General features: G+C 59.2%; 9 protein-coding genes. 6 read left to right on the top strand and 3 right to left on the bottom strand.

The window, feature by feature from the left end:
- The first annotated feature begins 32 nt into the window (after positions 1 to 32).
- The 5 genes from KB449_RS30155 to KB449_RS30135 are packed head-to-tail and all read left to right on the top strand — an operon-like array spanning position 33 to position 9,933.
- On the top strand, positions 33 to 1,469 hold the full coding sequence (locus tag KB449_RS30155; RefSeq protein WP_282911894.1) for an ABC transporter substrate-binding protein: 1,437 nt from the start codon (positions 33 to 35) through the stop codon (positions 1,467 to 1,469).
- A 14-nt stretch (positions 1,470 to 1,483) separates the two neighbouring features.
- Complete coding sequence (locus tag KB449_RS30150; RefSeq protein WP_282911893.1) at positions 1,484 to 2,359, top strand: carbohydrate ABC transporter permease; 876 nt, start codon at positions 1,484 to 1,486, stop codon at positions 2,357 to 2,359.
- A 26-nt stretch (positions 2,360 to 2,385) separates the two neighbouring features.
- Positions 2,386 to 3,264 carry a carbohydrate ABC transporter permease gene (locus KB449_RS30145; protein ID WP_282911892.1) on the top strand — a complete coding sequence of 293 codons (879 nt, stop codon included), beginning with the start codon at positions 2,386 to 2,388 and terminating at the stop codon, positions 3,262 to 3,264.
- Positions 3,265 to 3,304: 40 nt separating this feature from the next.
- Positions 3,305 to 5,686: a right-handed parallel beta-helix repeat-containing protein gene (locus KB449_RS30140; RefSeq protein WP_282911891.1), complete on the top strand. Its 2,382-nt coding sequence runs from the start codon at positions 3,305 to 3,307 to the stop codon at positions 5,684 to 5,686.
- A gap of 50 nt (positions 5,687 to 5,736) precedes the next feature.
- Positions 5,737 to 9,933, top strand: a complete 4,197-nt coding sequence (locus tag KB449_RS30135; protein ID WP_282911890.1) for an S-layer homology domain-containing protein — start codon at positions 5,737 to 5,739, stop codon at positions 9,931 to 9,933.
- Between the two features lie 143 nt (positions 9,934 to 10,076).
- Here the strand turns inward: KB449_RS30135 and KB449_RS30130 are convergent, their stop codons facing one another.
- Genes KB449_RS30130 through KB449_RS30120 form a run of 3 tightly spaced genes read right to left on the bottom strand, consistent with a single transcriptional unit; the run spans position 10,077 to position 12,756 of the window.
- Positions 10,077 to 10,781, bottom strand: coding sequence for an SGNH/GDSL hydrolase family protein (locus KB449_RS30130; RefSeq protein ID WP_282911889.1), 705 nt, complete (start codon positions 10,779 to 10,781; stop codon positions 10,077 to 10,079).
- Positions 10,766 to 11,773, bottom strand: coding sequence for a zinc-dependent alcohol dehydrogenase (locus KB449_RS30125; protein ID WP_282911888.1), 1,008 nt, complete (start codon positions 11,771 to 11,773; stop codon positions 10,766 to 10,768). Before KB449_RS30125 ends, KB449_RS30130 begins: the two co-directional genes overlap by 16 nt.
- Complete coding sequence (locus KB449_RS30120; RefSeq protein WP_282911887.1) at positions 11,770 to 12,756, bottom strand: zinc-dependent alcohol dehydrogenase; 987 nt, start codon at positions 12,754 to 12,756, stop codon at positions 11,770 to 11,772. Before KB449_RS30120 ends, KB449_RS30125 begins: the two co-directional genes overlap by 4 nt.
- 216 nt (positions 12,757 to 12,972) lie before the next feature.
- Between KB449_RS30120 and KB449_RS30115 the strand changes: the two genes are divergently transcribed.
- Positions 12,973 to 13,815 carry an AraC family transcriptional regulator gene (locus tag KB449_RS30115; protein ID WP_282911886.1) on the top strand — a complete coding sequence of 281 codons (843 nt, stop codon included), beginning with the start codon at positions 12,973 to 12,975 and terminating at the stop codon, positions 13,813 to 13,815.
- Positions 13,816 to 13,947 lie beyond the last annotated feature (132 nt).

The raw sequence follows: 13,947 nt of genomic DNA, 5'->3' as shown, positions 1-13,947 counted from the left end.
TAAAGCTATTCTACCAGAGGGGGATAACGGATTTGAACAAGTTTATGAAGGGTTTGGTCGCCGGCTCGATGATTGCAGTCATGGTGACCGGATGTACGACCAAAGGCAACAGCCAGCCCAATGCTTCGGAAGCTTCCGGCGGCAAGGCGTCTGCAACCGCTTCTTCCTCGCCGGCAAGCGGAAAGAAAATCACGTTCGTGAACGGGGACTGGCCGCAGACGAACGACCAGTCGCTCCCGCAATTCGAAAAGTGGAAGCAGGCGTTCGAGGCGGCCAACGCCAACATCGTGATGGAAACCGAGCCTTATCCGTACGATGCCAGCACGTTCCTGCCCAAAGCGGAGAGCGGACAGCTCCCCAACCTCTTCGGCACGTTTTTCACGGAGCCCCAGAAGATCATCAATGCAGGTTATGCGGCCGATCTGACGGAATCGATGAAGGCGTACGGCTACGATCAGTCGCTCAACCCGAGCATGCTCGACCTGGTCAAGAAGGACGGCAAGATCTATGGGTTTCCGACCAGCGGCTACTACATGGGACTGTGGCTGAACGTCAATCTGTTCAAGCAGGCCGGTCTCGTCGACGACAAGGGCGTGCCCAAGTATCCCCAAACCTACGACGAGCTGGCCCAGACCGCGCAAGTCATCAAAGAGAAGACAGGAAAAGCCGGCTTCTTCCTCCCGACCAAGAACGGACAAGGCGGCTGGCAGTTCATGAACATCGCCTGGTCGTTCGGCGCGGAGTTCGAGAAGCAGGCAGACGGCAAGTGGACGGCGGTATTCAATAGCCCGGAAGCGGTCGCGGCGCTGCAATACGTGAAGGACCTGAAGTGGAAATACAAGGTGTTGACCGACAACAATCTGGTCGACGTCAGCGACCTGTTCCGAATGATCGGGACGGATCAGGTGGGCATGGGCTTCGGCACGGCGGACTGGGCGAATCAGCCGATCAACGACTACAAGATGAGCAAGGACGACGAGGCGATGGCGGCGGTGCCGGCCGGACCGAAGGGGAAGTATTCGCTGATGGGCGGTTCGCTGTACATGTTCTCTAACAACAGCTCTCCCGAGCAGATCGACGCAGGCTTCAAATGGCTTAAATACCGCGGCTACTCGCCCGATACGTCCGCAGATTCCCTTAAAGTATTCGAGGAGTCGCTGGCGAACGACCAGAAGCTGAACCGCGTCGTAGGCCCGCACAGCATGTCGCTGTGGGCCGACCCGCAAGTGGTGAAGACGCAGGACGAGATTCGCGCCAAGTATACGAACGTCAACATGGACCTGTGGAACAGCTATATGAGCAATGAAGGCGTCACGATCCGACCGGAAGAGCCGATCAATTCTCAAGAGCTGTACAAGGCGCTCGACGTCGTGATTCAGGCCGTATTGACCAAGGAAAGCGCCGACCCGAAGGCGCTGCTCGACCAAGCGGTAGCGGACTTCCAACGGGATTACCTGGATAAGGCGTAATCGGTGGCCCGGCAATGAGAATCGCCAGAAGAATTTGGAGAGAGATCCCCGTATGGGGCCTTGTGCTGCCCAGCTTGTTCCTGTTCATCATTTTTTCCTGGCAGCCGCTGATTTCGGGACTCTACCTGTCGTTTTTCAAAACGAAGGGATATCGGGCGGAGCAGTACGTCGGGATCAGAAACTACGTCGAAGTGATCCAGAACTCGGAGTTTCAGCAGACGCTGATCAATACATTCTCTTATGTCGTATGGTCGCTGGCGATCGGATTCGCGCTTCCGATCGTCATCGCGATCATCGTGAACGAACTGGTTCATTTCAAGTCGTTTTTCAAGTTTTCGATTTACTTTCCCGTGATCGTCCCGGGAATCGCGGCTGCGATGATGTGGATGTTCATGTTCGAGCCCGGTGAAGGCGGACTGCTGAATATGCTGTTCGGCAAAATCGGACTTGGTCCGTATCCGTGGCTGCAGGATCCCGGTTGGAGCATCCCGCTGATTGTCGTGACCATGACCTGGAAGTCGTTCGGCGGCTCGGTCATCTTGTATCTGGCCAGCCTGCAGGGCGTGAACCGCGAGCTGTACGAGGCCGCCGCGCTGGACGGCGCCGGGGTCGCGCAGCGCGTTAGAAATGTCACGATTCCGCAGATTTCCAATATTATCGGCATCATGTTTATCCTGCAGATCATCGGCGTGTTTCAAGTGATGTACGAACCCTTGACGATGACGGAGGGCGGACCGAGCAACTCATCGATGTCCCTCATGCTGCAAAGTTATTTCTATGCCTTCCGCTATTTCGATGCGGGCAAGTCGATGGCGATCGGGAGCATGACCTTCATGATCTTGCTTGTACTGACCTTCGTGTACTTCAGGGTCAACCGGCGGTCGGATTAATTCGCGAGGAGTGAAGAACCAGCAGTATGAACGCTAATTACAACGGCATCATCGGCATGCATGACATCAAGCTGCCGCATATCAAGCTGCTCTACTGGACGATGTTCTTCGCGATGCTGGCGGTAGCGGCAGTCTGCTTGTTCCCGCCCGTCTGGCTGCTACTGTCCAGCCTGAAGGACGTGAAGGAGTTTTTCGCCATCCCGCCGACGATCGTGCCGAGATCCTTCGAGGTCGACAAAATCGTCTCCACCTGGCGCGATTACCGATTTCTCACGATATACGGCAACACGCTTGCGGTTACGGGCGGCACCCTGGTGTCGACGATCCTGTTCAACGGCGTTACGGGGTTCGTCCTGTCCAGGCTCAAGCCGCTTGGCAGCGGCGTACTGATGACGCTTGTGCTCTGGACCATGCTGCTGCCGAACACGGTCGGTATGGTGGGCGTGTTCAAAAATCTCGTCCACTTCCCGATCCTCGGGCTGAATCTGACGAATTCGTTCTGGCCGATGTGGCTGATGGCGGGGGCCAACGCTTATTTTATCATCATTTTCAAAGGCTTCTTCGACGGCATCCCGCAGGCGCTGATCGAAGCGGCCAGAATCGACGGCTGCACTTCCATGGGCTTGTTCGCGCGGATCGCGCTGCCGCTTAGCAAGCCGGTGCTCTGGGCGGTGTCCATCCTTACCGTCAACAATGCCTGGTCGGATTTTTTCTGGCCCTATATGGTGTTGAAGGATCAAGAGCTGTGGACGGTGATGGTCGCGATATTTAACCTGAAAAGCTCGGCGCCAATGGACATCATGTTCGTCGCGCTGACCCTCTCCATTGTCCCGCCGGCCGTTCTGTTCCTGTTCTTCCAACGCTATATCATCGCGGGCTTCAACTTCAGCGGCATTAAAGGCTAGGCGCGTGCGTTCACTACCTACATGAAGGAGATTGCTGCCAATGTTGCGTGCGGGATTGCAGGTTAACGGTATGGCAACACGGATCATGCTTGCTGCGTTATTGCTCCTGTCGGGCTTGTCGCTTCCGATGTCTCCGGTTCTCGCGAGCAGTATGACCTATTATGTCGATCCGGCCGGAGACGATGCGGGCAGCGGGACGACCCCGGCGACTGCTTGGCGGACGCTGGGGAAAATCAACGGTACGACATTCGGACCGGGCGACCGCATTCTGTTCAAGTCCGGCGGCGTATGGACAGGACAGCTATGGCCGAAGGGCTCGGGCGCTGCCGGCAATCCCGTTGTTATCGATCGTTACGGGAGCGGCGCCGCTCCCGTAATTGCCGGGGACCGATCGACGGATGCTAGTCTATCGGCGGCCGTCAAGCTGGAGAACCAAAGCTATTGGACGGTGCAAAACTTAAAAATTACGTTTCCGGCTGCCGGAAACGATAATTGGAAGCGCAGCGGCGTCTACGTTCATGCCAGCCAGAACGGGACGTACGGCGGCATTCATTTGCTTAACCTTGAAGTCGCCGACGTCAAATCCATTTCCTGCTGGGAATGCACGGATGGCAACGGCCAGACGGTCGGCGCATTTAATAATGCGGCGATCTACGTGATGACCGAGGAGGACCCGAACAACTTCCATCAGTCCCCATCTCCGGTGACGAACGCCAGATTCGACGACCTGCTCATTCAGAATAATACCATCCGCGATTCTACGGGGATCGGGATTCTGATGATGAACCGGTTCGGCCCGATAACGGCCAATCCGGAAGCGAACTTCCACTACAGCACGAATGTGCGCGTGGCCGGCAATACGATCCGGAACATCGGCAGGGACGCGATCGTGATCGGCGGCGCGGACGCCCCCGTGATCGAACGCAATAGCGCGTACGATCTGGGGCATATCAGCCGCAACGGCGTCAGCGACCAGCGGCTGATCGCCGGCATGTTCGCTTTCGTGAGCCGCAATCCGCTTTTTCAATACAACGAGGTAGCGCGGATCGCGGATATGGGGCCGGGCCAGGATGGAGAGGCCTGGGACAATGACTGGGGCAATACGGGGACGGTAACCTATCAATACAATTACAGCCATGACAATGCCGGCGGCATCATTTTGCAGCAAGAAAATACGCGGTCCGACTGGCTTGTCTTTCGCTACAATATCAGCGTAAACGATGGGGCCGGGACCGATCTCGGCGCCAGATTCCTGATCGACAAGCCGGGCGTGCAGGCCTACAACAATACGATTTATACGACGGGCCGCATTCAGGCGTACTGCCAGCTCGGGGACCCGAGCGTCGTATGCGGAAGCGCGCTGAAGCAAAACGTGTACTTCTGGAACAACCTTTTTGTCGGCAGCCAGGGCAATTTTGACAGCGGTTACAGCTACGATTACAACTTGTTCCACGGCTTCACCGGCCCGGCCGACGCTCACAAGCTGAATGCCGATCCTCAATTCCAGGCGCCTGTGCCGGGGATGGACGGCATGGATGCGGCATCGGGCTTCAGGCTTGCCGCAGGGTCGCCGGCGCTGGCGAGCGGAACGCCGGTCTCTTACAACGGCGGACAAGATTACTGGGGGAATCCGGTATCTGCGACTGCGCAGCCGAACAGAGGCGCGTATAACGGAGCGGCTGTAGCGGGCGTCGTCTCCTCCGTCGTCAACGATTCCGGGCTCTCCTACACGGGCTCGTCCTGGGCGGTCTCAAGCAATCGCCAGGTCGGCGATTATCTGGACGATGTCCACTATGCCACGCAGAACGGCGACAGCGTCAGCTACGCCTTTACGGGAGACGGGATCGATCTGATCGGCGAGATGAACGTCGATCAAGGTCTTGTGGACGTGTACATCGACAACGTATGGGTCCAGACGATCGATACGTACGCTGCCGCAAGGCAGGCTCAGCAGCATGTATTCGTCAAGAGAGGCCTGTCTCCGGGAACGCATACGCTGAAGGCCGTCAAGAAAAGCGGCACCTATATGACGATTGACGCTGTCGCGGTGCCGAAGTATGTCAACGATACGGATGCGACGATGGCGGCGGAATATATCGGCGCCTGGGGATATTCGAATGCGCGAGGCGTCGGGGATTACGGCGACGATGTCCACTATGCGTCCCAGAACGGAGACAGCTTCGATTACGCGTTCTACGGCAGCGGGATTGAACTGCTGTCCGAGCGATCCGGCGATCAAGGTCTGGCCGACGTCTATGTGGACGGCGTGTTCGTTCAACGGATCGACGCCTATACATCCGGTCCGCGACAGGCGATGCAGAGCGTGTTCAGTCAAAGCGGACTTACGATCGGCTACCACCGACTGAAGGTCGTGAAGGCAAGCGGCACCTATATGATCGTGGACGGTACGATCGTCCATTAAGGCAGGCCTTCGCGGTTCACACAAGATGAGGAGGAGGCGCTTCTTTGTTTATGAAGCGATTGAATGCCGCGGCATCGAGATGGATTAGAATTACGGTCGTCCTGTCGCTGCTCTGCTCGTGGGCTGCCGGCATGAACCCGGCCTCGGCGGATGAGCGCGCGGACCCCGGCACATACGAGATTGCCGTCGAGGGAGAAGATGCGGCAGCTCACAACTTCACCGACGTACTCGAGGGGAGCTTGTTCAGCGGCGGCAAGCTGCTGCGGCTGGAGACGTCCCAAGAGGCGCCGGCCGGCGGATACGAGGCTGTTTATTCTCTGCATGCGGAGGAAGCGGGGGCTTATGAAGCGATCGTCGCATCGACGCCGCCCGAGGAAGTATGGACCTCGCCTTACTCGATTCAGGTCAACGACGGGGAAGAAACGCCCGTAAGAAACGCCCTGCAGGTCGGCAACGTGAACGATACCGTGCGCAAATACGATATCGGCGTCTTCTTCCTGAAGCAAGGCGACAATACGGTCACCTTCCGGGTGAAGGACCGCAGAAGCTACGGCGATTATGTTTTATATCTGGACCGGCTGTCGTTCCGCAAGCTTCCGGCAGGCGTTCGGTCCTTGGAGACGGCAGCGCCGCTTAACGTATTCGAAGCGGGGGAGCCCGTTCGACTGTCCGTGAATCTGCTCGGGCCGGCCGGGCCTTCGGCATCCGTAAGCGTGACCGTAACCGACTATTGGCAGGAGGCGGTGTCTGCCGAGGCCTATCCGATCGACGAAGGCGATCAGCGCGTCGAGGTCGATCTGGGGATATTGGACAAGGGACATTACACCGTCTCGGCGCAGCTGTCAGGGACCGACGTCGTCAAGGAAACCTACTTGTCCGTCGTCACGCCTTATGCGTCCCGCCAGCAGCTGTCGGACTCGCCGTTTGCCGTCGATGCCGCGGCCTCGCTGCTGGTCAAGCCGTCGCAGACGGAGGATTTTGCCAAGGCGCTGCAGCTGTCCGGCGTCAAGTGGATGCGCGACCGGCTTCACTGGGCAAGCGCCAACAGCGCTCCCGGCGTATACGACTTTTCCCCCTTTGACCCGGTCAACCGGGCGGTGACGTCCAAAGGCATTCGCACGCTGGACGTATACGGGGATGCGCCGGATTGGACGCACGGGCCGCAGGATCGACTGCCGGACGATCTGACCGCGGCCTATCGATTCGCGCGCGATTCCGCGGATCACTTCGGCAGCGGCGTATCCGCTTGGGAGATATGGAACGAGCCGGACGGCGGGTTCACCGGCGTAAACGAGACGGGCGACCAGTATGCCGCGTTCATGAAAGCGATGGCGATCGGCTACCGGGACAGCGCAGCCAAGCCGGCCGTATCGGTGGCGGGAATGGCGGGCGTGCCCGACGATTATGTGCAGACCGTGGCGGATAACGAGGTTTTTCCTTATGCGGATACGTACAGCTTCCATGCTTACCCTTTGCCATACGGCACGTACGATACCGAGGTCATCCCGTTTCCCGACAATGCGAGCAAGCATCTGCAATTTATGGACAGCAATGCCGCGGGCAACCGGAACGCATGGCTGACGGAAGCGGGGATCACCATTCCGACCGGCTCGCTGCGCGAATTGACGGCTGCCGAGCAGCAGGCGCAAGCGCGGTATATGGCGACCTCCGCCGTACAATCGCTTGCAGCCGGGGTGGACAAGCATTTCTGGTTTGTGATGCCCTACTACTTGGAGCAAGGCAACCAGTACGGCATGTTCAGCCAGAATAACGCGCCTTATGCGGCTTATCAAGCGATTGCAAATGTGACGGATCTGCTGGGCCAAGGCCTCTATGCCGGCCAGGTTCAGGGGCTGCCGGAAGGCGCGGAAGGTCACCTGTTCGACAGCGGCGAAGGCCAGGTGCTGGTCGTCTGGTCGGAGCGGCCGGAGACTGTCGAGTGGGCTTCGACCGGCGCGGCGGCGCAGTGGTTCGATTTGATGGGACGCGGCCGCACGGCGGAAGCGCATGAAGGCAAGATCGCTTTCGAGATCGGACCGGATCCGATTTTTATCCGGAAGGACGAGCGGCTGTCGGTGCCGGTGGCATCGTTCTCACGTGCTGCGAAGCCTGTATACGAAGCGCCTGAATTAACGCCTGCCCAGCGGATCGTGCTGGCGCAGAATTACGAGGACGAAGCCCGTTCCAATGCCAAGCTGTTCGGCGCGTACGCATTGAAGGAGACGGGCGACAACACGATTGAGCTAGAGATCTACAACTTCAACGAGACCGCCATGGAAGGGGAAATCCGCGGAGTGGCGTCGGGCGGCTGGGTGCTGGATCACGAGGTGGAGACGGTCGCGCTCGCGCCGGGCGAGAAGAAGACGGTCACCTTCAGCCTGCAAGCCGGAGCCCAGGTTCGGCCCATGGAGAAAGGTAAAGTTAGCTTCAGGGGCTCGTTCGGTGGCGATTCCACGACCGTTTCCGCAGCCTACGTATTCACCGGCATTTCTCGGATTCAGATCGATCCGCTTCCCGGCGGCGGCGACCCGCAGCAATGGGACCTGCAGAGGACGGATGCGATCGCGGCTTCCGGCACGGGTGTTATTGAAGCGGGCTCCGCAGCCGGTGCGGTTCGCTACAAGTACAGCTTCGGCGAGACCAATCAGTGGGCTTATCCGTTCCTTCAGGTGAGCGGGAGCGCGGCCTTCTCGGGCAAGAGCGGAATGGCCTTCAAAGTATACGCCGAGGCGGACATCCCGCAGACGGATCTGAAGCTGATCGTAAACGAGGACAACGGGAGCCGCTACTATACGCTGAACGGCTTCTCGATCAAGGCGGGCTGGCACACGTATATCGTGCCGTTCAGGCAGCTCGTGCTGGCCACCTTCGGTCCGCCGGATCCGAACAATCGGCTCGATCTGGATCGGCTGACGAGCGTGCAGCTCGGGATCAATACGCAGCTGACGGATGTGCCTGCCTTTGAATTGGCCGACGTGGGGACTTATACGATCGCGACGGAGCCCGGAGGACCGGAGGGGCCGGTCGATCCGGGAACGCCTGGCGAACCCGGCCTCCCGACCGGGTCCGGCACGGTGCCTCAGCAGACTGTCGCGATTGAACGGGGAACAGCCGTCGTCGGTATCGCGACGGATAGCCGGGGAATCGCCGCAGGCAAGCTCGACGCACAGCAATTGACGGCGGCCATCGGCGACGGCAGTGCCGGGACCGTTCGCATTGAAGCGAAGCCGGACCGGCAAGCGAAGGAGATTCGGCTGGAGCTGCCTGTCGGGCCGATGCAGACGGCGAAGCTAGCAAACGTAGAGACTTTTGTTGTCGATACCGGGTTTGCTTCTGTCTCGATTCGGCCGGATCTGCTGCAGGGCCAGCCCGCGTCGGGGAAGCTGGAGATCCGCATCTCACAATTGGACACGGCGAAATTGCCGGAATCCTCCAGACGGAAGTTGGGGGACGGCGCGGCTTACGAGTTTCATTTACTCGTGAACGGGACAGCACTGAATTCGTTCGGAGGCCAAGTGGAGGTTCGCATGCCATACAGGCTTCAAGCGGATCAGAAGCCAGGCAACGTCGTGGTGTATTTGATCAATGAAGTGGACGGCTTGCATGCCGTCGTCAATGGCAAATATCAGGCGCAGACAGGCAGCGTAGTCTTTATCCCGGAGCATTTCAGCAGTTACGCCGCAGCCTACGCCGATATTTCCTTCGCGGATCTGGCGCAGTCGGCATGGGCTCGGGACAGCATCGAGGCATTGGCGGCGAGAGGCATCGTGCAAGGAACGGGAGGCGATCGCTTCGAGCCAAGCCGCGAGGTCACCCGGGCAGCGTTCGTCGAGATGCTCGTGAATGCGTTTGAGTGGGGGAACGCGGATGCGACCGCGGTCTTCCAGGACGTGCGGGAGGAAGACTGGCATTACCGCTCGATCGCCTCCGCGCACAAGCTTGGCATCGTCTCGGGCAAGCCGGACGGCACGTTCGGGGCGAACGAGCCGATCACCCGCCTCGATATGGCGGTTCTGCTGGATCGGGCTTATCGCCTGCTGGAGATCGAGCCCGGCGAGGGGGCAACAGGAGCATCGGAGGCGTTCAAGGACTTGGGACAGGCGCCCGGCTATGCGCGCGAGGCGATAGACCGCATGCGCGCGGCCGGCTTGCTCGACGGGGGCGGCGCGGGACGCTTTGCGCCGAAGCAGAACGCGAATCGCGCACAGGCGGCGGCCGTTATCTACAGATTGTTCAGCCGAAGCTGAACGAAGCCGGAAGGCGCGTCAGGCGTAACCGGGTTCTGCATAGATCCATAGATTCATAGATCCGCAGAATGCGGAAGCGGCGGAGCAGGCATTCCCTGTTCCGCCGCTTTCTGCTCTCCGTCCGCTTCGTCCGACGCAGCCGGTCATCCGCCACTCAGCAGGACAGCTGCCAAAGCCTCTCCCAACTCGATGTGGAAAGCGGCGTCGGGGTGATTGATACCGTTCGATAAACGGGCATGAATATCGGCGCCGTTCTCCTCCATCCGCTCCCACATCGCATAAGCGTCTACCAGCAACAGACCGTTTCTGGCCGCGTAGCCGCGTATGCACGCGACATATTGCGCCAATGCTTTTTCTTCGGCAAGACGTAAAAATGCGGGCACATGCTGTCGGTTCTCGGCGGCGATGTTCGCGTTATCGTGTCGCATCATCATGCAGGGCGTGATCAGGACGATAACGGCTTCCGTCTCTGCCCGCAATCGGCTTACGAGCTCATCCAGCGCCGCCGCAAAGCCTTTCAGCCCGGCTTCGCCGCCATGCGCGTCGTTATGGCCGAACAAGATCGTCACCAGATCGGGCTTGTACGGGAAAACGTCGCGATCCCAACGGACGCGGGAGGCGGCGATCGTATCGCCGCTTGCTCCGGAATTGATTACATTGATAATAGCGCCGTCGCAGCGGCGTTCGAGCTCCCGCTTGCAGACCGCATGATAGACGTGGTCATACTCGGTAGCGCCGAATTGCATGCATCCTTGCGTGACGCTGTCGCCCAACGCGACGTACAACACCGCTCTGGCGCCGGCATCCGTTCTTTTTTCCTGGAGTCGTTCGATCAAGGTTGGCGCCATTCCAGCACCACCCCCAGGTAAGGCTCGTGTCTGCCGACGATCAATTCCCACGCTTCCGCAGCCCGATCGACCGGGAACCGATGCGTGACCAGCTTGCCGGTCTGCAGCCAGCCTTGACGGATGCCTTCAAGAGCGGCGTCCATGCGCCGTTTGTTCCAGCCAGCGGGCGCATGCAGCGTGATTTCCTTGTCGCGCAGCGCCTGGATGTCCACCAGACCGCGGTTCCCGTAGAATCCGGCGGATACGAAGTGGCTGTCGTGTGCCAGCAAAGGCAGGTTGGCCATGACTGCATCCATATCTCCGACCGTATCTACGAGGATATCGAGGCCTTGCGCTTCGGCGAGTCGGCGCAGCGCGGCTCCCGTATCCTGCCGCCCGCTTCGTAGATGTCCGATCGTCTCGGGAAGCAGTCGCATGCGGTCTTCGTGCCGACCGAGCACCGTCACCCGCGACCCGCGATGGTGAAGGGTCTGCGCCGCCCAATGTCCGACAAGGCCGTCGCCGATGACGAGCGCCCGGCTGCCTTCGCGAATCGGAGGCCGCTCCCCGCAGTTATAGCCGACCTGGGCGAGCACCAGCCCGCTGTAATCAAGGGGGGCTGCATCCTGCGGCAGCTTCCAGACCTGATCTGCGGCCGTAACGGCCGGGGATACATGGCCGCCGTAAGGCTCGTACATGCCTTCTACCTTGCTGATCGTGGCGAAGACGCGATCGCCGGGCTTGAAGGCCGATACGGCCGAGCCGACTTGCAGGACAGTGCCGACCTTCTGGTATCCGGCTACGATGGGGAACGGCCATGGATTGCCTTCCGCATAGGGAGTGTCTCCCGCCGTGCGTTCGCCCCGCAAGAACGAGGACTCCGTTCCGTTGCTGATCCAGGAGATCTCGACATCGATGACCACATCGTCTGCAGACGGCGCGGGCAGCCGGACTTCGCGCACCTCGACCCGCTGCCGATCGGTGAATACGACGGCTTTTCCCTGCAGACTCATGCTTCGTCCTCCTGTCCCAGATCGGAGCCGGGATGGAAGTAGACTTTGACGGCTTGCTGGGTCTGCAACAGCTTGACGGCATCTTCATAACGCGTAAAGGGAATGTGATGCGTCAAGAGGCAGCTGCAGTTCAGGCCTTTGTTGCCGACGGCGTCCAGCAGCAATTCGCGGTCGCGTTCGCCAAAGCTCCGGTAGCGGTACGCCTCCAGCTTTGTTCCGCGAAGCCACAGCCGCTCGTCGAACTGCACCGAGCCCTTCAGAACGCCGAAAATGACGACGTGAGAACGCACGTTATCCAGCAAATACTGCACCGAAGCCGACGCGCCTACGCAATCGTAGCCCAAATCGAACGTATCGGGAGCGACTTGGTCCGCATGCATGGCAGTGCCGAGCCCGAGCCTGTTCACCTCGTCGATACGGGCCTGATTGAGGTCGATGCCGACGACGCGGGAGGCGCCCCAGATGGCGGCTGCCTGGATCGCCAGCATGCCTGCAGGCCCGAGGCCCGAGACCAGCACCGATTTACCGCGCAGATCGCCGAATTGGGACAAACCGATCATGACGCACTTCAACAGTTCGAAGGAAGCCGCTTGCTTGAACGAGATATGATCCGGCAGTTTGAGCACCTCGTGCTCCCGATAGCAGATATATTCCGCATAAGCGCCATTGCCTTCGATATGCTCGAGGGCGGCGACCCTGTCGCCGACCTGATAGCCGGTAACCCCTTTTCCTACCGCGCGTACGACACCTGCGGCTTCGTGCCCGGGAAATCCGGGAGCGAGGGGATATTGCGGCGAACGACTGTAGTCGAACATGTCTCTGCCGCCGTACATGTTCATATCCCAGCGGGGACATGTCGCGACGATGTCGATCTGAACCAATATCTCATGGTCCTGTGGAACGGGAATCGGAACTTCCGCGATGGCGTAGCTTTCCTTGCCTGTGATTTGCAATGCCTTCATCGTTTTCGGCTGTGTGACCATGATGAACCGCTCCTTTGCGGGTAAGATGGAAGATGGCTACAGCTTAACGAATGCGGCCCGTTTTGTCTTTGCACGCTACGGCCTTTCTGGAAGATATGGACGAGCAAATGGTGCGGACAGCACAGCGTTTTTTTGAATCGCGTTTGTACAAAATCGACTACCGTGCTCCGCATGGGGCAATTGCGGTTGGCATTGTTTAGAAAGGAGGGGAGCCAAGTGAAGATACGCAAAATCGAGTTGGTGGAAATGAACCGCTCGTCTCCTGTACAAAACGGCAGCGGGGGCATTCATCCCTACCACGAGATCTTGTCCGTCTTGGAAGGAAAGGTGCGTTTGCACTGGATGGGCGAGCGGTTCGAGGCAGCCGCGCCGGCACTGTTTCTGATTCCGGCCAACACGCCCCACCTGCTGCTGCCACTGTCGGAATCTTGCCGTTTCGGATTCGTCGAGTTGGAGGTTGAAGGCGAATTCGAATTTCCGAGTATCTCGGCCTCGACGGACTGGAATCAGACCGGGGTTCTGAACGAAGCGCGCCCTGAATGCGCTCCGATCCGGACGGCCAACGGCCAGCTTTGGGATAGCTCGCAGATCGCCCCGCCATATTCCGCTATCCGATCCGAGCTGGTCGAGTACGATATCAACAAGCTGTTGCTGCTGATTCGACACTATTCGTGGGTATGCAGGGGGGGAACCCGAGACCGGCCGCAGACGGCGTATGTACGGACCGAGACGCGAGAGCGGCTGCAAGAGGCGATGCGGAGAATGGAGGCCTGTTACCATCAACCGTTGTCGATACGGGATTTGGCCATTGCGGCGAATATGGAAAACAACTATTTTATCCGTGCCTTCCGCAGCCTCTGCGGCAAGACCCCTTTGCAATATCTGCACGAACTCAGATTTAGCGCCGCTCTTTGTTACTTATCGACGACCGCGATGAGCGTCCAGCGCATTGCCGAAGCTTCGGGTTTCCAAAGCATTCATTATTTCAGCCGTTTTTTTAAGCAGCGATACGGCGTCAGCCCCGCGGTTTGGAGAAAAGAAAACAAATTTACGGCCTAGTGCCGACGGCTGAAGGATCGCCCGACTTCCGACAACATCGCACAAAAAGCTCCCTGGCGCGCGAATCGCTGCGTCAGGCGAGCTTTTTTCGAGTGCGGCATTCCGCCAAAAAACGCCTTGCGGTCATCTCGT

The sequence above is a fragment of the Cohnella hashimotonis genome (assembly GCF_030014955.1).
Taxonomy (GTDB): Bacteria; Bacillota; Bacilli; order Paenibacillales; family Paenibacillaceae; genus Cohnella; species Cohnella hashimotonis.
The sequence above is the reverse complement of the archived record's forward strand: the minus strand, read 5'-3'. Positions and strand labels throughout refer to the sequence as shown.

Excerpts from the sequence above, each read along its gene's own strand:
- KB449_RS30120 (WP_282911887.1), bottom strand. The coding sequence starts at position 12,756 with ATGGTCACACAGCCGAAAACGATGAAGGCATTGCAAATCACAGGCAAG.
- KB449_RS30140 (WP_282911891.1), top strand. The coding sequence starts at position 3,305 with ATGTTGCGTGCGGGATTGCAGGTTAACGGTATGGCAACACGGATCATG.
- KB449_RS30125 (WP_282911888.1), bottom strand. The coding sequence starts at position 11,773 with ATGAGTCTGCAGGGAAAAGCCGTCGTATTCACCGATCGGCAGCGGGTC.
- KB449_RS30130 (WP_282911889.1), bottom strand. The coding sequence starts at position 10,781 with ATGGCGCCAACCTTGATCGAACGACTCCAGGAAAAAAGAACGGATGCC.
- KB449_RS30145 (WP_282911892.1), top strand. The coding sequence starts at position 2,386 with ATGAACGCTAATTACAACGGCATCATCGGCATGCATGACATCAAGCTG.
- KB449_RS30150 (WP_282911893.1), top strand. The coding sequence starts at position 1,484 with ATGAGAATCGCCAGAAGAATTTGGAGAGAGATCCCCGTATGGGGCCTT.
- KB449_RS30135 (WP_282911890.1), top strand. The coding sequence starts at position 5,737 with ATGAAGCGATTGAATGCCGCGGCATCGAGATGGATTAGAATTACGGTC.